At 39.4% G+C, this 20468-nt stretch carries 19 protein-coding genes; 4 read left to right on the top strand and 15 right to left on the bottom strand.

The window, feature by feature from the left end:
- Window positions 1-20 precede the first annotated feature (20 nt).
- Window positions 21-2405: a 3-hydroxyacyl-CoA dehydrogenase/enoyl-CoA hydratase family protein gene (locus tag ACIQ2D_RS17425; RefSeq protein ID WP_402866244.1), complete on the bottom strand. Its 2385-nt coding sequence runs from the start codon at window positions 2403-2405 to the stop codon at window positions 21-23.
- Between the two features lie 268 nt (window positions 2406-2673).
- Here ACIQ2D_RS17425 and ACIQ2D_RS17420 point away from each other — a divergent pair, with 268 nt between their 5' ends.
- Together ACIQ2D_RS17420 and ACIQ2D_RS17415 are read left to right on the top strand one after the other, a co-directional pair.
- Complete coding sequence (locus ACIQ2D_RS17420; RefSeq protein ID WP_402866242.1) at window positions 2674-2988, top strand: thioredoxin family protein; 315 nt, start codon at window positions 2674-2676, stop codon at window positions 2986-2988.
- 216 nt (window positions 2989-3204) lie between these two features.
- Window positions 3205-3747, top strand: coding sequence for a C39 family peptidase (locus ACIQ2D_RS17415; RefSeq protein ID WP_402866240.1), 543 nt, complete (start codon window positions 3205-3207; stop codon window positions 3745-3747).
- Here the strand turns inward: ACIQ2D_RS17415 and ACIQ2D_RS17410 are convergent.
- The 10 genes from ACIQ2D_RS17410 to ACIQ2D_RS17365 form a co-directional block, all read right to left on the bottom strand.
- Window positions 3701-4588, bottom strand: coding sequence for a 5'-3' exonuclease (locus tag ACIQ2D_RS17410; RefSeq protein WP_402866238.1), 888 nt, complete (start codon window positions 4586-4588; stop codon window positions 3701-3703). The genes ACIQ2D_RS17415 and ACIQ2D_RS17410 overlap by 47 nt on opposite strands.
- A 127-nt stretch (window positions 4589-4715) precedes the next feature.
- The gene (locus ACIQ2D_RS17405) at window positions 4716-5636 is read right to left on the bottom strand and encodes an agmatinase family protein (RefSeq protein ID WP_402866236.1); all 921 of its coding nucleotides are present in this window, start codon (window positions 5634-5636) and stop codon (window positions 4716-4718) included.
- A 49-nt stretch (window positions 5637-5685) separates the two neighbouring features.
- On the bottom strand, window positions 5686-6948 hold the full coding sequence (gene hutI, locus ACIQ2D_RS17400) for an imidazolonepropionase (protein WP_402866234.1): 1263 nt from the start codon (window positions 6946-6948) through the stop codon (window positions 5686-5688).
- A gap of 770 nt (window positions 6949-7718) precedes the next feature.
- Entirely contained in the window at window positions 7719-8441 is a 723-nt protein-coding gene (locus ACIQ2D_RS17395) for a hypothetical protein (protein ID WP_402866233.1), read from the bottom strand.
- 16 nt (window positions 8442-8457) lie between these two features.
- On the bottom strand, window positions 8458-10140 hold the full coding sequence (locus tag ACIQ2D_RS17390) for a GNAT family N-acetyltransferase (protein WP_402866231.1): 1683 nt from the start codon (window positions 10138-10140) through the stop codon (window positions 8458-8460).
- Between the two features lie 77 nt (window positions 10141-10217).
- On the bottom strand, window positions 10218-10403 hold the full coding sequence (locus tag ACIQ2D_RS17385; protein ID WP_402866391.1) for a glycosyltransferase: 186 nt from the start codon (window positions 10401-10403) through the stop codon (window positions 10218-10220).
- Between the two features lie 100 nt (window positions 10404-10503).
- Window positions 10504-10674 (bottom strand): hypothetical protein, encoded by a 171-nt coding sequence (locus ACIQ2D_RS17380; RefSeq protein ID WP_402866229.1) that lies wholly within the window; start codon window positions 10672-10674, stop codon window positions 10504-10506.
- 18 nt (window positions 10675-10692) lie between these two features.
- The gene (locus tag ACIQ2D_RS17375; protein ID WP_402866227.1) at window positions 10693-11328 is read right to left on the bottom strand and encodes a sugar transferase; all 636 of its coding nucleotides are present in this window, start codon (window positions 11326-11328) and stop codon (window positions 10693-10695) included.
- Between the two features lie 128 nt (window positions 11329-11456).
- On the bottom strand, window positions 11457-11903 hold the full coding sequence (locus tag ACIQ2D_RS17370; protein WP_402866225.1) for an SACOL1771 family peroxiredoxin: 447 nt from the start codon (window positions 11901-11903) through the stop codon (window positions 11457-11459).
- Between the two features lie 457 nt (window positions 11904-12360).
- Window positions 12361-13971 (bottom strand): Na/Pi cotransporter family protein, encoded by a 1611-nt coding sequence (locus tag ACIQ2D_RS17365; protein WP_402866224.1) that lies wholly within the window; start codon window positions 13969-13971, stop codon window positions 12361-12363.
- A gap of 285 nt (window positions 13972-14256) precedes the next feature.
- On the opposite strand from ACIQ2D_RS17365, the gene ACIQ2D_RS17360 reads away from it, so the two are divergent.
- On the top strand, window positions 14257-14856 hold the full coding sequence (locus ACIQ2D_RS17360; RefSeq protein ID WP_402866222.1) for an NUMOD4 domain-containing protein: 600 nt from the start codon (window positions 14257-14259) through the stop codon (window positions 14854-14856).
- A 49-nt stretch (window positions 14857-14905) separates the two neighbouring features.
- On the opposite strand, the gene ACIQ2D_RS17355 is transcribed toward ACIQ2D_RS17360, so the two are convergent.
- Window positions 14906-16594 carry an FAD-dependent oxidoreductase gene (locus ACIQ2D_RS17355; protein WP_402866220.1) on the bottom strand — a complete coding sequence of 563 codons (1689 nt, stop codon included), beginning with the start codon at window positions 16592-16594 and terminating at the stop codon, window positions 14906-14908.
- A 321-nt stretch (window positions 16595-16915) separates the two neighbouring features.
- Between ACIQ2D_RS17355 and ACIQ2D_RS17350 the strand changes: the two genes are divergently transcribed.
- Entirely contained in the window at window positions 16916-17614 is a 699-nt protein-coding gene (locus tag ACIQ2D_RS17350) for a ZIP family metal transporter (RefSeq protein WP_402866218.1), read from the top strand.
- 48 nt (window positions 17615-17662) lie between these two features.
- On the opposite strand, the gene ACIQ2D_RS17345 is transcribed toward ACIQ2D_RS17350, so the two are convergent.
- The 3 genes from ACIQ2D_RS17345 to ACIQ2D_RS17335 all read right to left on the bottom strand — a co-directional run bounded on the left by ACIQ2D_RS17345 (window position 17663) and on the right by ACIQ2D_RS17335 (window position 20354).
- Entirely contained in the window at window positions 17663-18613 is a 951-nt protein-coding gene (locus tag ACIQ2D_RS17345; protein WP_402866216.1) for a TRM11 family SAM-dependent methyltransferase, read from the bottom strand.
- The gene (locus tag ACIQ2D_RS17340) at window positions 18610-19182 is read right to left on the bottom strand and encodes a branched-chain amino acid aminotransferase (protein WP_402866214.1); all 573 of its coding nucleotides are present in this window, start codon (window positions 19180-19182) and stop codon (window positions 18610-18612) included. Before ACIQ2D_RS17340 ends, ACIQ2D_RS17345 begins: the two co-directional genes overlap by 4 nt.
- 311 nt (window positions 19183-19493) lie before the next feature.
- Window positions 19494-20354 (bottom strand): pentapeptide repeat-containing protein, encoded by an 861-nt coding sequence (locus ACIQ2D_RS17335; RefSeq protein WP_402866212.1) that lies wholly within the window; start codon window positions 20352-20354, stop codon window positions 19494-19496.
- Window positions 20355-20468: the final 114 nt, after the last annotated feature.

Here is a 20468-nt window from a genome sequence, read left to right as displayed (position 1 = left end):
AGTATCGAATGGTTTCTCTATTAGTTACGAAGTGGTTTCCCCTTAAGAAGCATGTGCTGCATTCTTTGTTGTGACAACGGATCTGCCACTAAGCTTAAAAATGCTTCACGCTCTAAGTTCAATAAATATTGTTCATCAACTAATGTGCCATATGGAACTTTACCACCCGCAATTACATACGCTAATTTTTTTGCAATTTTTAAATCATGCTCGCTAATAAAGCCTGATTGCAGCATACCTTGTGCACCGATAACTAACGTTCCGTAACCTGAAGCACCCGTTACTGGAATTTTCGTTGGAACAGGTGGTAAGTAGCCTCCTTCATATAGCGCTAAAGCTGCTTGTTTCGCATCATAAATTTGATGATCAGGATTTACTGAAATGCCATCCGCAAAGTTCAGGAAGTTATTATCACGCGCTTCTTCACCTGATGTTGAAACTTTCGCTGTGGCAATTGTTTCAAACACTTTATTTGCAATCGTTTGGTAGTCTACTTCTACGCCCTTAGGTAACCCTTTAAGGAATTTTTCGTAAAGTGCTTTGTTACCGCCACCGCCAGGAATTAGTCCGACTCCAACTTCTACCAATCCCATATATGTTTCCATCGTTGCTTGAATATGCGCTGTTGGTAAGCAAACTTCTGCTCCACCACCAAGTGTCATACCAAACGGCGCTGCAACTACTGGCTTACGAGAATACTTAATTTTTTGCATAGCATCTTGGAAAGCTTTAATCGTGAAATCTAGTTCGAAAATATTATCATCCTGTGCTTCCACTAAAATCATGCCTAAGTTTGCACCTACGCAGAAGTTCTTTCCTTGGTTCCCAATGACTAAGCCTTTGTAGTTTGCTTCTACTTCGTCAACAGCAAAGTTAATCATTTGTATAATGTCTAAGCCAATTGCATTTGATTGGGAGTGGAATTCTAGTAAAGCGATGCCGTCACCTAAATCTATTAAGCTAGCACCTGTATTTGACTTAATCACGCCATGTTTTTTCTTATAACGTTTTAAGTTGATTTCTTTTTCATTCAGTGGCACTTTTACGTACTCTGCTCCATTGTAGAAAGCTAAATCGCCATCAATTTCAGAATAGAAAGTGTCAAAGCCTTTTGCTAACATTTCTTTGACAAATGCAGGTACTTCAAGACCTTCTGCTTCCATTTTTGCTACGGACTCTTTTACACCAAGTGCATCCCATGTTTCAAATGGTCCTTGTTGCCAACCGAAGCCCCATTTCATCGCATTATCGATTGCCACGATATCATCTGCAATTTCTCCATGAAGTTGTGCCGAGTAAATTAAAGTTGGCGCGAAGATATTCCAAAGTAATTCACCAGTGCGGTCTTTTGCATACGTTAAAGCTTTCACTTTATTTGCTAGACCACGAGCTTGCTTCGCCATTTCAATAGAAGGCGTTTTCAATTTCTTCGTTGGACTATACTCTAATGTGCTCGGATCGATTTCTAAAATGTCTTTTCCTTGTTTGACAAAGAAACCTTGCCCCGATTTCGCTCCCAACCAGCCTTTTTCCACCATCTTTTGTAGAAATTCTGGCACTACGAATACTTGCTGCTCTGCGCCTGTTGTTTGGTCATAGACGTTTTTCGCTACATGAATAAACGTATCTAACCCTACAACATCTAATGTACGGAATGTTGCTGATTTCGGACGCCCAATGATTGGACCCGTTACTGAGTCAACTTCCCCAACTGAGTAGCCGCCTTTCATCATTTCCTGCAAAGTGATTAGTAAACCATATGTGCCAATGCGGTTTGCAATGAAGTTAGGTGTATCTTTCGCTAGTACGACACCTTTTCCTAAAACATCTTCCCCAAATGTTTTCATGAAACTTACAACTTCTGGTGCAGTTGTTTTTGCTGGAATCACTTCTAATAATTTTAAGTAACGTGGCGGGTTGAAGAAGTGTGTCCCTAAAAAATGCTTCTGGAAATCTTCTGAACGCCCTTCTGCCATTGCGTCAATACTAATGCCTGATGTATTTGAACTAACAATTGTGCCTGGTGTACGAACGGCATCAATCTTTTCATATAAATTTTGTTTGATTGCTAGATTTTCAACGACAACTTCAATGATCCAGTCAACGTCTTTTAACTTTTCTAAATCGTCTTCAAAGTTGCCTACAGATATTAATGTTAAATTTTTCTTAGAAGTAAGTGGTGCTGGTTTTTGCTTCAATAACTTTTGTAGAGCACCTTGAGCAAAACGATTGCGAACAGCTGGATGTTCCAGAGAAAGCCCCTTTGCTTCCTCTTCTGTTGTTAGTGCTTTGGGTGCGATATCTAATAGTAGTGTTGGAATACCGATGTTTGCTAAATGTGCTGCAATCCCAGAGCCCATTACCCCTGAGCCTAGAACGGCCGCTTTTTTAATGTTGTAAGTCACAAGCAATTCCCCCTTATTCTCCCTTGAATGAATAGTCATTCATTTTATGACCAAAAAAAATACAAATGAACCTTTTCTGTTTTTAGTGTAGATTATTTTGTTAATTTTGGCAATCTTTTTTCAACAAATATTTTTGTAATATATATCTTTTTTTGTTTTTTACGAGCGAAAACACGACAACAAGTAGTTTCGTTCAAAACGGCAAACAGAAAACTTTCGAGAAATGTAAAAAATGTGTAGAATAATAAGCAAGGAGAGTGAATTACTAATGAAAACAATTACAACTGCTGAACAATTTAACGAACTGATCGCTGGCGACCAAAAAGTACTAGTGAAATTTTATGCTGGTTGGTGCCCTGATTGCACACGCATGGACATGTTCATCGATCCAATCATTGCTGATTACAACAACTATGACTGGTACGAGCTTAACCGCGATGAACTTCCAGAAATCGCTGACAAATACGATGTAATGGGCATTCCAAGCTTATTGATTTTCCAAAACGGTGAAAAGTTAGCACACTTACATAGCGCAAACGCTAAATCACCTCAACAGGTTATCGACTTCTTATCAGCACAATAATAAGAAAAGGTATTCGCGTTCGCACGCGACAAGCGCTGGAGAGCCCTCGTGCGAAAGTAAATGCTCCACCACTTTCGCACGAGGGAGCAGACCGCGACCTCGAGCGTGCGGCGCGAATACCTAGACAGCAATGAAAGATTTTACTTTTTATCTATTAATTAAGAGCCGCATTTCTCACTCAACGTGAAATGCGGCTCTTTTTCAAAGGAGAAACTTATGCGTTATCAATTACCGTTACAAGGAAAATCACAATACGGTTCATCAATCTTGCCAAATTATCGTAACTCAGCCTGTGGACCAACTACTGTACATGTAATTCTACAATATCTTGGCATCGCGACACCAACTGTTAATGACCTTTATGAAGCACTTGGTTGCACAAAAATAGGCCTTTTTCGATGGCGCTTAATTCATAATCTACGTAAACTACTCCCAACATGGGACATACGAGCATGCTCTCTGAAAGTTGCAATGCAAGAAATCGATGCAGGTCGCCCAGTTGCGATACGCTTCGACCGCTATTTTAGCTTGCAGTGGCGCGACAAAAAATCTGCCTATGCCTATCACTGGGTACCACTGATTGGCTATGAAATTCATAATGGCACGCTATCCTTGATTTTCCACGATAACGGCGGTCGCAATCGAGATAGTGAAATCCGTATCACCGACTATAAAGATAATGAAAAAGTGTTAAGCTTCGTAAAAATAGCTCCTAAACAAGAGAATACAAAGAACGTACCTGCTTCGCAATTAATGTGAAGCCTTGCTCTTCTAGGGCTTTAAACGTCTGTTGTTCGTAATCTTGTAACGCTAGAGTCGTAAAGTCTGCTTCAATTGGTACACCTGTATGAATTGTCGCAAGCTCATGAGATAACTTCAGCATCTCCATGTTTTCTTGGATTTTCGTACGTTGTCCCGGCTTTAATTCCTCTAAAGAGGCAAGTACGTTATCAATAGAGCCATATGTTTGAATAAGTGTTAAAGCTTGCTTTGGTCCGATTCCTTTAACGCCTGGATAGCCGTCACTTGAATCACCCATAAACGCCTTCACCTGCGCGAATTGTACAGGCTCAATGCCGTACTCCTCCTTAAAGCGGGCATCCGTATACACATCGTATTCGGTATAGCCTTTTTTCGTAAACGCAATTTGTGTGGATGGGTTTAATAGTTGCAATAAATCCTTATCTCCACTGATAACAGTAATATCTGCATCGTGCTGCCATTTTTCAATCATCGAGCCTATTAAATCATCTGCTTCCATTCCTGGAACACCGAAGTTTTGCCAGCCAATTTGCTCAGATAAACTTTTCGCCATATCAAATTGAGGTAGCATTTCTTCCGGTGGTGCGGGACGATTTGCTTTATAGCCGTCAAATAAATCATTGCGGAATGTGTGCGAACCCATGTCCCAACAAACTGCCATATGCGTAGGCTGCATTAGTGATTGCGCTGTTAAGACATGACGTACAAACCCCTGTGCCCCATTTGTTGGTGTCCCGTCTGGCAAGCGAATAAAATGCCCCATTGCTGCAGAAGCAAAAAATGAACGGAATAATAGTGCCATTCCATCTACAATTAAAAGTTTTGGTTTTGTTGTCATCGTTGAAAATCCTCTCTATCAATCATTCTTGTATTATAGCAAACAATGATTGCTCTAAGCTGTTATTAGACTTTCTTCATACATAAAAGAAACAGCAGGCTATAGAAACATCCATAACCTACTGTTTCTATTTCATTTGAATGCGATGACGTTCGAGTTGAATGCCCGTCAGCCAGTTTAAGAATGCAGTAATACCCGTTTTCACTGTTGTTTGATGCAGTTCATCTTCATTTGAATCAGCGCACACAAAATCAAGATGGCGTACACCTGCATTTTCACCGACAAGCTTTAAAATATCAAATAATTCATATGCAGTTAAACCACCTGGCGCAGCAGCCGGGACATCGGGTACAAATGGATTATCGAGTACATCCATATCCACCGAAACATATATACGATCTACCTCATACATAAGCTGACGTAGCACTTCGCGTATCGTTAGCTGCAGACCATCACGCCGCATTTGCTTCAGCGTAATCAAATGTATCCCCTGCTCACGCGCGTAATAAATCATTTCTGGCGAATTGAAGAATCCATGCAAACCAACATGATAAATATGCTTCCCTTCTACGACTCCCTCTCCAATTAACTGATGAATTGGCGATTTATTGCCCAGTTCATTTGCCACATGGTTATGCACATCTAAATGTGTATCTAATTGAATAACGCCGATGCGTTCTTGTGGATACGCATTTTTAATACCACGCAGTGTGCAGGCGGTCATTTCATGATTTCCGCCAATTAAACACGTAAAGCTTTTTGAGTACGCCATACACAAATTTTCAGTTGCAGCTTCTACTGCAGAACGGGACAGCATTTTATCGGTTGGATGAATGGATACATCACCAATATCGACAACAGATAATGCACGTAAGTTGATTTGTTCGTCTAAATTATAGGATTGGAAATTGGGCCATGCCTCACGAAAAGCATTTGGGTACTGTGCAGTCTTTGTTGGATCATCTTTATACGATAATAATGAACCGTACAGAATCACATCTACCTCACTTGGTTGGGGGTTTTCTTTCTGCTTAATCCATTGATGCAAGCCTGAGCCTCTACGCTCCTCCCAGCAGCATTTGGGTTTTATAAACATACTAACCGACCACCTTCACACCATTTTTCCATACCATCTTCACGTGGTTAACACCAAAAATATAATGCAATTTTTGATGATTATGCACATCCCATAATACTAAATCAGCTTGTTTCCCCACCTCTATCGAACCCACACGGTCTTCAATTTGTAAAGCACAGGCCGCATTATAGGTAGCAGCACATAAACTTTCTGCTGGTGTCATTTGCATTGTTATACACGCTAAATTCATCACAAGCGGCATTGAGATAGTTGGTGAAGAGCCTGGATTACAATCCGTTGAAATGGCTACAGGTACGCCGGCATCAATAATAGCCCGTGCTCGTGCTGGTTTCTCCCCCAAATACAATGCTGTCGCCGGCAATAAGCATGCCATTACGCCAGATTTCGCAAGCTCTTCGATCCCCTCATCTGATACCTTCAGTAAATGCTCCGCCGAAATAGCGCCAACTTTTGCTGCCACATGTGCTCCTTGATTTTCTTCAATTTCATCCGCATGGATTTTTGGAATCAGCCCATGTGCCTTACCAGCCAGTAAAATTCGTTCTGATTGTTCTGGCGTAAAGACATCCACCTCGCAGAACACATCTATAAATTTCGCTAAGTCCTCTTGTACTACTGCTGGAATCATTTCTTCGATTACTAAGTCAACATATGCATCCGGATTGTTTTGAAATTCTTCAGGTACTGCGTGCGCCCCCATAAATGTCGGTACTATATCAACTGGATGTTTTTTATGTAACCTACGCATTACACGTAATTGCTTGAGCTCGTTTTCTAAATCTAAGCCATAGCCACTTTTACTTTCTAACGTTGTCACCCCATGCTGTAAAAATAAGTCTAAGCGCCTTGCCGTCTGATTGAAAATATGTTCCTCTGATAATGTACGCATTTTTCGCGTCGTGGCATGAATGCCTCCCCCAGCATTCATAATATCCATATAACTTGCACCTTCCATACGCATTTCAAACTCGTTCTCACGACTCCCCCCAAACACTACATGTGTATGCGGATCGATCAATCCAGGTGTCACAATTTTACCCGTTGCATCCACTATATCTGCCTCTTTGGCCCTTGATAAATACTTCAAAATCATTTGGCGTGTTGTACCGACATCCTTAATAACGCCCTTCTCTATCCAAATACTTCCACCTTCAATGATTCCTAATTCTCTCATCTCTTCACGTACACGCGGCCCCTTTTTCTTACTAGAAAGCGTCACTAACTGTGAAATATTTTGAATCCAAATTGGTTTTTGTGTCATCTCCGTCACCCCAAATTCCCCCATTTGTTTCTAATGCTTACACACTACCTGTTGTAATTAACAAATTCGGCACTCCTTGTCAAATTCCTCCTTACTTAACAACAAACTTTTCTCGAAATTACAAAAAAGCAATAACATTCCGATGGAGAAATGTTATTGCCTACAAAGCATTGCTACTTCTTGCATCGAGTAGCTTTGAAAATTATATTTTTTTCAATTCTTTATAATACTGCAATAGCTTCTCGAGCATTGCTAGACTTTTGTCCATATACTTGCCAAAATTATGGGGATGCCACCATAAATGATAATAAGCCCCCTCCTTGGCCGCCATAAGCATCCCCGACATAATACGCCTTACTTTCAAACCCTCAAACCTGCTTAATAAAGCACAATAAGGCCTTAAAAAAGCGCTTGAACGTACATTAATAAATGCCTCTTTCTGCATGTCTTCTAATCGTACAATATGATGTCCAGAAATATTAATGTAAGTATCGAGCAATTTACCAATTCTCATTAGCGTGTTTTTTTTCCGTAATTTTTGTAGCCTTGTATAATATATGTTCTTCATTCCCTCGATAACACAAAAGACCCATATCCATACATGCAGTGAAATAATGTGGATTTATTAGGTTACGTGGAAAAAACAATAGATTTAATGTTTGCGATTTGGTCAACAGAAATTACTTTTGCAGCTTGTAAATCCACACGGAAATCCATTTCTGTTTGTCCATTTTTCAGACAATAAAATCATATGACTAATCTACCAATTCTCAATTTGATTTTTGTTTACTCCACTTTTGCACACCTAATAGCAGCGCGCTTATTTTTGATTGCGCAATATACCCTGAGTATACATCTACAATTTGCCCACCAAAGCCAAGCTTAAATTCTCTAAGAGCAACTTCATCCGTTAACTCGCCCATATCATATAATTCATAGCCTCGATGTTTCAAATAAAGTAAATTATGCCAAAGTAAATAACAATGCGCATATCGAATGGGTTGTTTCAAATGTTCGGGCTTCATAAAAAGATTCGTTGTCGCAACATAATAGGACATCGCTTTTTTCCCATGAACAACATCCATACCGTAGCATAATGTTTGTCCACATTCGCTGCGCACTTCCGTTAATAACAGCGCGTTTTCTCTTGCTAATAAGTTGAACGTGCCCATTTGGCGGCGACCAATTGGCTCTATCTTTTTTTCTTTTGCAATCTGATTATAAAATTTCTGAAAATCACGTAAGTTATGGGGCGTTGGGTCTTCATATAAAAACACTTGATATGGCTCTTTCTGTGCACACTCTATCATTTGTAGATTTCTCATTGACATTGCTGAACGTAACCTGTCTTCATCATGTGTTAAACAAATATGAGCTGTTTCACTTCTTGCCAATTTCCGACTCGGTATTAGAGAATGTACGTGCCGTACTAGCTTCATTTTTTTTCTGACAACAGTAGGCTTATCTGCAAAATAAATATGCTGAATTGCCATATTCCAACGCTTGCGTCTAATTGATAGAATGAATACCTCCCCCATTCTCTGATAAATTTTTCACCTGACTACGCTCAAAACGACCACATTTCACAAGTTTCATATGAGAAATCCTCTTATACCCCAGTTTCTGTAATCGTTTCCGCTTCCGCCATTGCCAAAAGCTTGCTGTCACCCAAAGTGCTTCTGTTGGTTTTATCTTTTGAAAAAAGGCAGTAGTGACTTCAATATTTTGACTATCGTCATGTGCTAAAAAATAAGTGTTTTTTGGAAGTCGCTCGACAATTTGCAAAGCATCTATACGCCAATACTCTGAATGCATAGCAAAAGCGCGTTTACTTGTTTTCGCAAAACAATCCTTATAGATGGTATAACCTTTATAAAATAATGCAATCAAATTATCATGCTCCAGTTGCATCGCTTCTTGAATGGGCATTTCTTCATAAAGTTGCCCAACTGGTCGAAGAGGAATACCTGATGAAGATCCTGCTAATTCATATAAATCTATATATTTATAGTTAAATATTTTCCCAAATAGTTTTCGAGTATAATGTAGCCAGTCTTTCATATGACCACGTTTTACTAAATAACGCCATTGTCCCAATACATTACGTTTCCACTCTACGATTCGCCGACTACTTTTAAGGATTTCCTTCGCGCGTTCTTTTGTAGCCAAACACATATGCAATAGCTTAGCGCGCTTCGTCTCGCCACTAACAAGTACTTTTCTCGTAAAGTCAATATCTGTATACCAATCAAATTTATACGGGGCATAACCAATGCTCAAATCGAAAACTTTATATCCCTGTAAAAAAATTCGTTTCATCGTTTCTTGATTGGCCAAACTTCCTGCTCCAAATAGATTAAAATTCGGCTCATGCCCAAAAGCATACGTAACATAACGTCCTCTACAACAGATGCCATACGTAAAGGCGATCCATTGGTTTTCAAAAACCAATGAATCGACCTCTACTTGTAAAGCCTCACCTTCAACAAGTGCTAGTTGCTCAAAAAAATCCTTTTTCTTACCAACTGTAAAACCACTCGTATCCATCTTTTGCGACCAACACCTATCAAACAACTTAAACATTTGCCAAAGCTCAGTTTGCTCAGATGTCTTACCGCTTAATGAGCCTAGATTTCGCAACTTCTTCTCCTGACCGTCTAACCCGTGCATTTTTTTTCGAGCATTAAATAACGTCAGGAAATCAGTTTGTCCATATGCTAGATACGGTGTTACAGTACGAAAGATACTCGTATACGATTGTCGTTCAACAAAATACCGTTCAATTACTTGTGAAGAAATTCCACTTTCTAGTAATCCATGAAACAAAAAAAGCACATGACGATGCCGCTTCAATATTTCATCAAACACAAAAGAAACAGCCTGCATCGCCCCACCTTTTTTTACAACGAAACCGGAGTAATTAGCGATGTTTGATCCTGTCAAAGAAAATATATTTGTACCCAGTTTCTTTTTTATACTGAACGGAAAAAAGCCTATAATATCATTGTCTTTTTTTACGGCGTATACGACTACTCGCTCATTAGCACCTACGATTTGCCACCATTTATGGAACCAAGCAAATTCAATAAATGGGTTATCATTTTGCTCAGCTTCTAAAATCCCATCCCAAAATCCTTTATAAAGCAAAAGTTCCCTAACCGTTTGTATACGTATTATTTGCAGTTTTATCACCTTTCCCACCTATTTTCGCAAATGCTTGCTCTTAGACATGTAGCGTTTTTGATATATTGGGGGAAATGTAAAATTCCTTAGAAAATGTCGTTCACTAATGTTGCCCATTTTTTTCTTAGTGTCTCGTCACTCAATAACTGCTGCAAACTCTTCTTCAGTAACACTTTCTCATTACGTTCAATGAGAAAACCATGTTCGCCATCTACTATTAACTCATTGACTCCTCCAACATTTATAGTAATCATGGGAAGGCCTGCACGCATTGCTTCGATGATTGAGAATGGTAAACCTCCCCAATCTGATAACAAAAAATAACTGACTTTTTTCTAACAGCGGTGTCACATCCATTCGATTGCCCCAAAATTATACTCGCCCCACTAGATTATGTTCTACTACACATTTTTCGAGTGAAGGGCGTAGTGAACCATCACCGATAAGATGAAGTTGCCCAGGAATTTCAGTGAGTTCAGCCAATGCCTCCAACAATAAGTCTTGCCTTTTCGGCACTTCAAAACGAGCAACCATTAGAATCAATGGGCCCTCTTGTGTGTATTAGTAAGCGCCTGTTCTTGCTAAAACAACATATAGGGTTTTCACAACAATTTTGATATCTAGCCATAAAGTTTGTTCTCCAACATACTCTAAGTCATATTTAATTTTTTGCCCGTGTGAAATATCTGACCTGCCATTAACTTGTGCCAGTCCTGTTAAACCTGGTTTCACATCTAACCGACCTGCCTGTATCACGTTGTAAGCATTCGTAATCGTCGGAACTTCAGGTCTTGGACCAACAATGCTCATCTCTCCTTTTAATACATTAATGAGTTGTGGTATTTCATCAATGCTTAACTTCCGAAGAACAGCACCAATTTTTGTAACACGTGCATCCGATGCAGTCTTAAAAAAATAATCATCCGGTATGCCGTCTGCACTCATGATAGGCATATCAAGTGAGACTGTACGCATCTCCATTGTTCGTAGTTTCCAAATCATAAAGTGTTGCCCTTGAAAACCTGTTCGGGTTTGTGTAAAGAAAACAGGTCGTCCAGTAGTGAGCAATAAAACGAGTAAGACAACAAATACAAAAGGTAACATGACAATCAGCAATACAAGTGCAACTATTATGTCGAATATCCTTTTCCCGTATTGTCCGTAAAATGTTGCACTTTGTGTTGCTTGTTGTTCCATAGCATCAACCTTTCAATTTTAGCGCTTATCACTTATATATTCGATTTGGCCATTAATAGAACTATTTAGGCAAAGTAAATACAGCAGAAATTTTAAATAAAATAAAAAAACGATGACTACATAAGTAATCATCGTGCTTGTTCAATTTGTACATAAGATTCTATCATCACATTGCCCTTTAACGCCTTACTTATCATACATGTTTGCTCTGCTTTTTTTGCAATTCTCATGACCCGCTCTTTTTCACGTTCCGTCGGAGATTCCAATAGAACATATGGCTTATGCAGTATTTTCTCGTAAGTAAAAACGCCATTCGACACATTAACAATCCCTTCAGCCCGCATCGATAAACTCGCCACTTGAACTTTAGAGTTTTCAAGTAATGTTGCTAATGTTATTAAATAACAAGTTGCCGCTGCACCAAGTAACATTTCATCAGGGTTTGTCCCTATACCGAGGCCACCCATTTCCTTAGGAATAGAGATCTCGCTTTTTAGCTTGTCTGCTTTTAAGACACCAGAGCCATTTCGTCCATCTCCCCACTTTAAATCCATCCTAAATGTATGTTGAACCATAAAAACATACCCCCTTCTAAAATTCTATTAGACAATTTTGGCCCTACACAAAAATCTGTACTTAACAGCACATTCCACTACAGGCGCTTACCTAGCAAGAAAAACATAATCTATTTTTCACTATAAAAATAACGTATTCAATCAGTAGTGTTGATTAACTTAATCTCACCATTACTATTATAGTGATAGGTTGATTTCCGCTCCGGTATGGTCGCTTTCCGCGGGCAAGCACCCTCTGCTACAATCAACAAAAATGTAATAACATATGCAGTATTGAATATGATGACAACCAACTTCAAGGTAAACACCGACCCTACCCTAACTACCATATATATAAATACATTATAATAAGTAAAGCAGTCAGTTAGAACCACATAGTCACAATCTTTTCCAATCGAATCCTTAGACCGCAAGCAGAAATGCCCCGCCCCCAACTTTCTGAGAGCAGAGCATTTTCTTAATCCATTAAGGCAAAGTTTTTTGTTACTTCCCCGTGCTTGCTTTTTTTCGTTGCCGTTTGGTATTCGGCTAAGCGAGCAGTTGAACGCCAGTAATGGTAGACAAGACGATCGAGCCATAATAATGCTTCGACTTTCGATACTGTCACTTCAAGCTCAGTTGCATTTTCCACAGAACGCTCAAAATACGCAATTCGTTTATCACGTCGTTCAGCAGCCATTTCTGCTGAAGTCTCCTGTAATAGCGTTGCTATTTGAGGAAGCTTCGCATCTTCGTCAATTGTGATAAGTACTTCTTCCAACACATGTAACCACTTCTCTGTCAAAGTTGGTTGTAACTGCAGTGTATTGGGATTTTGCTCTCGTAATGCTTTTGCCAAACGATACAAATGATCTAGCGCGTGTAACAGCGAAATATGTTTATAACGATCCTTTGTAGAGGTCGATTGAATCGAATCCATGAAAGCACGTGTTTTTTCAATTGCTTCTTCAATTTGATTCAATTTATTTTCCGTTTCGGTCGTCATTTTTTTCGTCTGAATTAGCGCCACAATAACTGCTGTTATTTCCTTCGCAATATCCTGTAACGTGTTGAATGATACCTCTACAGCAACTCCAGGAACTTTCGCGACACTATCGTCCAAATTCCGCGTTAAATAACTACCCTTCTCAGGAATCATTTTCTCGATAAAACGTGCAAATGGTCGTATGAATGGAACAAAAATAATCGCACCAATTACACTAAATAGCGTATGGAACACTGCAATACCAAGCGTTGCATCGAAGCTACCATTAATCGCTGTCGTCACAGTTTTTGTCAGTGAAAACATCAGTGACGCGCCGAACGTTACAATTATCGCTGTTGCTACATTAAACACGACATGCGTCATTGCCGTACGTTTTGCAGCTGTTGAGGCACCAATCGCTGCAAAAAGCGCGGTTGCTGTCGTTCCAATATTTTGACCGATTACTAAATAAGCAGCCTGTTCAAAATCAATCGCCCCTGCATAAAGAGCCGTTAATGTCGCTGCAATTGCCGCACTAGAAGCCTGCATAATAACTGTCATGACAAGCCCCAGTACGATTAAAATCAGTTTTCCACTAATTGAATCAGCTTGGAATGAATCAAATGGAATCATGTCTTGTACAGAAGCCATACCACCTTGCAGCACATCTATCCCCAAAAACAGTAAGCCGAAACCAGTTAATATTCCGCCCGCCGCTTTAAAATCACGTGGTGCTAGTAATTGGACAAATACTCCAAGTGCGATAAATGGCAAAGACATCGTTTGCATATTAATTTTGAAACCGATTAGTGAAATGATCCACCCTGTACTCGTACTACCTATATTCGCGCCAATAATGACACCTATGGATTGTATGAATGTTAGTAAGCCTGCACTAACAAAACCAATTGTAATTAACGTTGTCGCTGTTGAAGATTGAACAATCATCGTCATTAATGCCCCCGATAAAACAGAGGTAATCGTACCACCTGTAAAACGGTTCAGCCATTTTTTCAATGCGTCTCCAGCCAATTCTTTCAAACCGTTGGTAAGCATCGTCATACCAAGTAAAAATAACCCAATGCCCCCTAATACATTAATCAAGCAATAACACCTCACATTAATTATTTTACAAATGTCATCAAAAATTAATTAATATTTACAAAAATAAACAATACTTAATATTACCATTTTTAAAAATCATTAGATAGAGACTTCTGTTACGCTTTTATGAAACATCGAAGAAGAAACATGGGGAATATTGCATCAATCTGCTTTCTTGACTAAAGAGGCCCCTACCAATACCACACAACAAATCAGTTCAATATTTAATCGAAGAGAGCTCTATTTTATGGTAAAATAGAGAAAACATTTCTTAGGAGACTCACAATGATTTTAACGAAACAACAGGCATTACAAGCATTAAACAAAAATAAATTTATCGGTTTCACCATTACAAACGGCAATATTATTATGAAAAAGATCAATAAAACAGACTATAATATATTCGTTTATGAGGAAGATAACGACACACCAATGCATTATGTCGGCTCCATCATGAACGTTATGTCAACACTGAGTGACAAAGCGTCCAACAAAGACTTTATGATCGTCGAAGATCCTCCTGCTCAAGAAGAAACTGCTGCTACAGCAGACTCAGTTTCTCTCGAGGAAGAACCAGTTAAAGCTGATACTTCTTCCGTTGAAGAAGAAAGCCGCGCAATTACTGACTACGAAGGACTATATGAAATTACAGCGAGCGGCCGTATCATTTCTGTTCGCGAGAATCGTGCAATGGCGCGTTGCAACGACGAATATGGCTTCCATATCGTACGTCTTTCAAAAGACGGAGCAGCTTCTAATCACAACGTCTTTGAGTTATGGAAGAAAGAGTACCCTGGGCTTGAAGAAACAAATTTCAAAGGTGCTTTAAAAGCAAAATACGGGACTGGCTGTAAACTAAGCGACAAACCAGGTATACATTTTTAGTAGCATAAAAATCCTCATCATCTTTTTAGATGATGAGGATTTTGTTTAATTATGCCTCTACCAATGCTTTATCAGCTTCTTCCTTGGTATTCGCCATATGTGTCGTTGCAATATAACTAAAGGTCATACCAGGCCCAAGTGTTGCCCCAGGTCCAGGATAGGTTTCACCCATAATAGATGCCGAGCAATTACCCGATGCATATAGGCCTTCAATTGGCGTACCGTCTGCCTTTACTACACGCGCATGCTCATCAATGACTAAGCCACCCTTTGTCCCAATATCGCCTGGGTATAGGCGAAGTGCAAAGAACGGTGCTGTTTTCATTTCTGCTAAGTTCGGATTTTTCAAAGTTGGGTCCCCGTAATAATTATCATAAGCGCTATCCCCTCTGTGGAAATCTTCATCACAACCGTTGCGTGTAAAGGCATTAAATCGCTCGACAGTCGCCACTAAATTTTCGGTTGGCACATGCATTTGCTGCGCTAGTTCCTCAATAGACTGTGCTGATTTCACAATACCATTATCATACCAGCTTTTCGGGAACGCTTGCCCCGGGAATAACCCTGTGAAAATGTAACGACTTTTCGCAGTACCATCAATCAGAATCCATGAAGGTACCGCCGCTTGCGTTTTTTGATGATGGCTATTCATATTATCTACAAACTCATGATAAGGCGCGGCTTCATTTAAATAACGTTTTCCATCATTATCCACAACCATCATATTTGGTACACCTCTATCTGCGACCAAGAAAAATGGATGGCCATTCGGATCAATTACTGAAGGGGCTCCCCATACACGGTCCATTAAGTCTAACTGTGCGCCGATTCTGACGCTAGGTTCAATGATATCGCCCGTTTGACCTTCTGGCGATGACGTCCATAATGCACTTGTTGGTGTTGGTAAATACTTCTCACGATAGGCTTGATTGTGTGAAAAGCCGCCAGAGGAAAGTACAACCCCATGCTTGGCTTCAATACGCATTTCTTGGCCTTCACGTTCTACAAGTAAACCAATGACACGACCATGTTCAACGATAAAATCTTTAAAAGACGTCGATACCCACAACTCGCCGTTTGCTTCTGCAAGTGACATTCGTAGGCGTGCAACAAGTGATTCGCCTAAGGCAACTGGCTGACTACCTGTTACTTTGGATTTCACGAGACGCAGCCCTAGCTTTAATGCTGTTGTTTTGCCAACTGTCGTACGCTTAATCATATTCACTTTATGGAATTCATAACTGTTCATCGTAAAGCCCTTTGTGGACATCGTTGAACGACGCATTGTATTAACTAACGTACCCATCTTCTTTAGATCAAATAATAACGGCTCAATTGAACGCCCTTGTGAGAAGCCACCTGGTTTTTCAGGATAATAATCTGAATAGCCTTTTGCGTACTGAAAGCGCATATGATTTGTTTTATTATAGAGAAACCTCAACATTTCTGGACCACGTGTAATATAGGCATTCTTCAACGCGGCTGGCACTCGGTCACCAATGGTTGAATCTAAATATAAACGAGCTTTTTCCTGTGTATCCGGCACACCCGCTGCTTTAATGACATGATTGTTTGGGATCCAGAGTGCACCGCCCGATATAGCAGATGCTCCGCCAAAACGATCTGTTTTTTCAATGACTAATGATTTCATTCCTTGTAGCTTTGCCGTTAATCCCGCTGTTAAGCCCGCTGCACCTGAACCGACTACTACTACATCATAACTCGCATCCCACTTCATACTTGAAATCCCCGCTTTCATCAATAGTATTTGACTACTTAAATGAATCTGTATGACTATGAATCTTGTGATCAATGACTAACAGTGTTTCGATTTCTCATGCATATTACAAACTTCCGTATTACTTTCCTAACAGTCTATTAGCTAATGTCTTACTATTAAGAAGTATAGAATCGAAACAATATTCAGTCAATTATTAGTATTTAAACCTAGATTCTTGCTCATCATATTGCTACTCCTTCTAACTGTCTTCTCATAAAAGCCCGTTCTTTTCATACATTATTTAGAAAGGTTTTGTACTTACTATGGGGTGGAGGAATAGTGCAGTTGAATGCGATGATGCTTGGTGGATTTCTTTTCTTCAGTATTAGTATCGGAGGGGCTGTTGCTTTATTCGTCTCTAGGTTATTCCAGCATACAACTCAAGGTTTATCGCTGCTATGTGGTGGATTTTTAGTCGGATTACTCGTAAACGACATCCTGCCGTCTTCTTTAAAAATGTATGACTCTTTCGGCATCATACTTGGTGTTATCATCGGCTATCTGTTATTTCTTATACTCCATAAATCGTTCCATTCCACTATCACTCTAAAGCCATCGCTCTACTTGCTCGCAATTGCCATGTTACTGCATACGATTCCACTAGCCTTAACTGTCGGGAATTTACTAGGAAATGCTACTTTTGGTATTACAATCACGACTTCAGTTATTCTTCACCATCTTCCTGAGGGTTTTGCACTTACTATAGCTCTCCTGTCTCAGGGTGAAAGATTATGGAAATTATTTCTTTGTTTTAGCGGCTTCTCTATTTTCTTTAGTCTATTTGTCTGGATTGGTCATTTCACGGAGCTCTCGAATCAGGGGCAAAGCATGTTGATGGGTGTATCCATCGCACTGATCGCAACGACTAGCATATCTGAATTTATTCTACATAACATTCGACATGTACCAAAGAGATCGTTTCTGACATTTATCCTCATGGGTTATCTATTGAGTTATGTATTCCACATCATGGTTTAAAACAAAAAATGTCCAACAAAGTCACGCATTGACCTTGTTGGACATCCTTTATTCACATACTAGCACTTGTCTCTCAAACGTACCTTTTCTCACAATACAACGGTCGATAATCGTAAAGCCTGCCTCTTTTACCATATCGTCAATCGTTTCGATCGTTACAAGTACGACTCTATTAGCAATTCGTCGTGCCTCTTTAATGATAGTAAATTGCTGATCTGTTGATATATGCGTAAATAGATTGTAAGGCATATCAATAATAGCTACATCATAGCTTTCCGTAATTTGTGCAATATCGCCTTTTTTCACTTCACCTTGTAAGCCAAAGTGAGCAATATTTGTTCGTGAACCCATAACGACAAGCGGATTAATGTCACTTCCTACAATATCCATCCCCATAGACAACGCTTCTACTAACACCGTGCCAATGCCACAACACGGGTCAATCGCTCGTACGCCTGCTGGATCAGGAATCGCAACATTAGCGACTGCGCGTGCTACACGTGTACTAAGGGCCGTCGAATACATTTCAGGCTTTTGTTGATGCTTGAACCAAATGGCCTCTCCCTCAACTAAATGACCAAAATACCAGCGATTATTATACAACACAACACCAAATACCATATCAGGATTCTTTAAATCTGGCTCGGCCTGCATACTTAAGCCAATTTCTCGCTCCACTTGATGGCGTTCATCCTGCCGAATTTTCTTGGTCTCCCCTAGATCTAATGTATTTAAGCAGAGTACTTTAAAAGTAGCCTCACCTAATTCTAAACTTTGTGCAAATCGGGCAATTTCTGCAAGATCATCTGCTTCGCATAATACATCTAAACGACTACGGATGAATGGGCTTCTACTAGGCTCAATTTTTTTCGGTGAGATCACTAAGTTTGACGCCACATCAAAACCAAACAACGAGCGCATCTCTAATTTACATAACTCTGTCTCATCAATTTGCCATGTATACGTATAAATATAGGAAGAAACTTGTGTTTTCATCATACAATCGCCTCAAGTTCTTCAAGAAGCACAAAAATAAAGCAATATAGACGTACAAGTACTTCGTCAAATGTTTGTTGCTCATTAAATCCATCCAGTGCATCTAACGCAAGGTTTACTTCCCAAAGACCGTCTTCCCCAGAAAATGCCGCACTATACGTCATCTTCTCGTGCTGCAAATGAGCTTTTAAATACGTGTGTAAAAACTCACTTTGCTTCTTTTGCAGTCGAAGTCCAAATAAGGCACTATATACACCAAACGCTTCATCGAATTCAAGAGCAAACGTATCCACTCGAATGACATCAAGTCGATTAGACGTCACATACATAAATTCATTTGGGTGCTCTTTTAAATAGTGTACAGTCATTGTAAGAAACGAAGCTGTTTCTTCCGCTAACAATTCTTCCGTTTCCTTATCACAACGTTCAATCACATTAAATTGTAGAGAAGTCGTATCTACCATTGCTTCATCATTTAACAATGCATGCTTTTGTGCATACGCATTTTCCACATCTAATAATTTAATATTTGCTTGCTCATTTATTAATAATTCTATTTGTTTTTTTAACACCTATCACCAGCTCCAATCAATTAGCTCAACCACCAGTATAACTTAGAACATGCGACAATATGAATAAAACGCACTACTACCGTTAGTGAGGCCACTGAAAAAGTGTTTTTAAAATTAATTCTCTAATAAAAATATAACTTTAAGGATTTAGCGCTCTAGCGTTCGCTTTCCGCAGGCACAGCGTAAGCCGCCGTGCTAAATCCTTGCATAGTAAAATAATGCTATGCAAAAAATTCGCTTAAAATAAACCCTAATTTGTAGCCATGGCAAGTTGGATAACAAGTGACTTTATTTCATAGCTATATATTTACTTATTGAGACCAATGCGAAGGTCTTTGAATATGAGCAGGCAATTTTGTTTTTTTGTTTCCATTAGTCGAATTAATTTGCATCTGGGTTAAGAACAAACTTGTAGAAAGATTTGCGCCACTTACATTTGCATCTCGCAGGTCTGCTCCGATAAAATCGACACCTCGTAAGTCCGCATCTTGTAAATCAGCTGCAATCAAGTAAGCCCCTCTTAAATCAGTCGCCCTTAAATCTTTCCCCCTTAATTTCTTCCCCATCCAATCAACGCCTCTACAATCAAGTTTCCTCTTATTTTTTGAAGGAATGGTTGCTAATAATGCATGTCGAATAGTCAAACTCGTTTTCAACAATAGTTCATTGATTGGCATACGATATTTTATAATATCCAGCGCTACCAAGGTCTCGCTATCTAATTTTGTTAACGTTGCTAATTGCTTTAGCTGAAGACTTAAATCTTTTTGTAATGCAGGTGTTAATGGATAGGATAATGCTTCTGAAACATATGCCATCATTTCATATAATTGCTCCATTATTGGAAAAACACGAAACACTTTTTCTGCAATCTCTGGATTCTCACGCCAGCTTTGTCCTTTGAACGTGTACTGTGAGACCATTTGACCAGCACCTAAACAATCAAATACAGTACAGCCTCTATATCCCTTTTCTCTAAGTTGTTCGTGAATTTCACATTGAAAACAAAGTTGCAAATTCGGACATGGTTTCCCCGCTGGTTTATCAATCGCAAAATCACTGGATACTGTAATATTAAGTGCTACGCAGCATAACCCAAAGCATTGAGAACAATCCGAATGAAGGCTTTCTCTAAACTTTTTGGCCGTTGTTTGATTAAAGTAATTATCCATATTCATTCATTCCTTTTATATTCAAATTCCTAAATTCTCTTTACGACACTCGAAATATATCTACTAAACTTAAGTATATCATTGACATTATTACAAAAATATAGTTTCGTTATC

This window comes from Lysinibacillus sp. NPDC097287 (assembly GCF_044761695.1).
Lineage (GTDB): Bacteria > Bacillota > Bacilli > Bacillales_A > Planococcaceae > Lysinibacillus.
The sequence above is the reverse complement of the archived record's forward strand: the minus strand, read 5'-3'. Positions and strand labels throughout refer to the sequence as shown.

Excerpts from the sequence above, each read along its gene's own strand:
- ACIQ2D_RS17385 (WP_402866391.1), bottom strand. The coding sequence starts at position 10,403 with ATGCGTGCAGGCCTTCCCATGATTACTATAAATGTTGGAGGAGTCAAT.
- ACIQ2D_RS17420 (WP_402866242.1), top strand. The coding sequence starts at position 2,674 with ATGAAAACAATTACAACTGCTGAACAATTTAACGAACTGATCGCTGGC.
- ACIQ2D_RS17415 (WP_402866240.1), top strand. The coding sequence starts at position 3,205 with ATGCGTTATCAATTACCGTTACAAGGAAAATCACAATACGGTTCATCA.
- hutI (WP_402866234.1), bottom strand. The coding sequence starts at position 6,948 with ATGACACAAAAACCAATTTGGATTCAAAATATTTCACAGTTAGTGACG.
- ACIQ2D_RS17395 (WP_402866233.1), bottom strand. The coding sequence starts at position 8,441 with ATGGCAATTCAGCATATTTATTTTGCAGATAAGCCTACTGTTGTCAGA.
- ACIQ2D_RS17360 (WP_402866222.1), top strand. The coding sequence starts at position 14,257 with ATGATTTTAACGAAACAACAGGCATTACAAGCATTAAACAAAAATAAA.
- ACIQ2D_RS17335 (WP_402866212.1), bottom strand. The coding sequence starts at position 20,354 with ATGGATAATTACTTTAATCAAACAACGGCCAAAAAGTTTAGAGAAAGC.
- ACIQ2D_RS17345 (WP_402866216.1), bottom strand. The coding sequence starts at position 18,613 with ATGATGAAAACACAAGTTTCTTCCTATATTTATACGTATACATGGCAA.
- ACIQ2D_RS17370 (WP_402866225.1), bottom strand. The coding sequence starts at position 11,903 with ATGGTTCAACATACATTTAGGATGGATTTAAAGTGGGGAGATGGACGA.
- ACIQ2D_RS17355 (WP_402866220.1), bottom strand. The coding sequence starts at position 16,594 with ATGAAGTGGGATGCGAGTTATGATGTAGTAGTAGTCGGTTCAGGTGCA.
- ACIQ2D_RS17375 (WP_402866227.1), bottom strand. The coding sequence starts at position 11,328 with ATGGAACAACAAGCAACACAAAGTGCAACATTTTACGGACAATACGGG.
- ACIQ2D_RS17410 (WP_402866238.1), bottom strand. The coding sequence starts at position 4,588 with ATGACAACAAAACCAAAACTTTTAATTGTAGATGGAATGGCACTATTA.